Annotated in this window: 2 protein-coding genes; both read right to left on the bottom strand. The window is 54.2% G+C overall.

The window, feature by feature from the left end; translation table 11 throughout:
- Positions 1 to 20: 20 nt before the first annotated feature.
- Positions 21 to 464: a MarR family winged helix-turn-helix transcriptional regulator gene (locus AC1D17_RS29000; protein ID WP_477568641.1), complete on the bottom strand. Its 444-nt coding sequence runs from the start codon at positions 462 to 464 to the stop codon at positions 21 to 23.
- Between the two features lie 51 nt (positions 465 to 515).
- Positions 516 to 1,172, bottom strand: coding sequence for a maleylacetoacetate isomerase (gene maiA, locus AC1D17_RS28995; RefSeq protein ID WP_477568640.1), 657 nt, complete (start codon positions 1,170 to 1,172; stop codon positions 516 to 518).
- Positions 1,173 to 1,303 lie beyond the last annotated feature (131 nt).

Raw genomic sequence — 1,303 nt, 5'->3', positions numbered from 1 at the left:
GTCAGGGCGTTGGGTAGCCGTCAACGCTTCATCAGCATCCCCAGCAAATGGATAAGTTCGGCAGAAATCTGCTCCCCAAGGTCTGCCCGCAATTTTCTATCATACTCGTTTGCACGATGGCCAAGATCGCGGAACACAGTCATTCCATGCTCAGTAAGACTGAGAAATTCTGCCCGTCGGTCATCCTTGCTCGGCGTTCGCAGGAGAAGACCTGCCGACTCAAGCGTGGAAACGGCTCGGCTAACTTTGCTCTTTTCAATATGAGAGATGTCGCAGATGTCCTTTGCCRTCATCGCGCCGAACTTGCCAAGGTTGGCCATGACGCGCCACTGCGTGCGTGTCATCCCGTAAAGATCAACATAGACCGCTTGAAATGAGCGGGAGGTTGCTTCTGCCGCCTGATTGAGCAGATAGGGGAGAAACTGCTCTAGATCGAATTCCGGGTCCGTATCGTGCTCTGCCATTCCGACTTCCAATATCCTGCCGCCCTAACGTGCCACAGGATTCGGAACAAGTCACGATTGGGGACTTGCCCTGTCTGGGTGGGCGTCGGCAAATGCCTCTAGCTTTTCTAGCCGCGCGGCGATAGCCGCAGTTTTTGGAAACTCTGCCATATCCACGTTCCAGCGCGTCGCGTTGTAAACCTGCGGAACAAGGCAGATATCGGCAAGGCTAACCACGCCGCCGTGGCAGTATTGGCTTGGGCGTTTGTTCTGGGCGAGCATGGCTTCGAAATCGGCAAGACCATCACGGATAAAATGTTTTATCCAGTCTTCAAGCGTCGTTCCGCCAAGCGAAACTGCATAACGCGCGACGCGGAGATTGCAGACCGCGTGAACCTCCATTGCAATCGCATAGGCTAGCGCCCGGATACGGGCCTTCTCCAGCAAGGCCGAGCCAAGCCAACCGGCGGAATGCGTCTCGTTGAGATACTCAAGGATGGCAAGTGATTGCGTCAGTATGACGCCGTCAATTTCGAGGGCGGGTACAAGCCCCTGAGGGTTGCATGCGAGGTAATCGGCACTGCGCTGCCMCCCTCCAAGCAAATCAACGGATACGCTTCGATAGGGCAATCCAAGCAAATTTAGGCCTATCCGCACCCTGTAGGACGCTGAAGACCGCCAATAGTCATGAAGAATCGTCTGCATCACCGTTCCTGCCTTATCATCCATCAAACTTTATCTTGACAAAGTTGTGAATGCAACTAGTTATTCGATCGATCAGAAGACCTGCTCCTTTAGGAGGAAACGATGCACCACCATCCGCTTGCCCCAGGCATGACCAGAGCACTCACAAACACGGG

Source organism: Pararhizobium sp. P1_E7 (genome assembly GCF_056405855.1).
The sequence above is the reverse complement of the archived record's forward strand: the minus strand, read 5'-3'. Positions and strand labels throughout refer to the sequence as shown.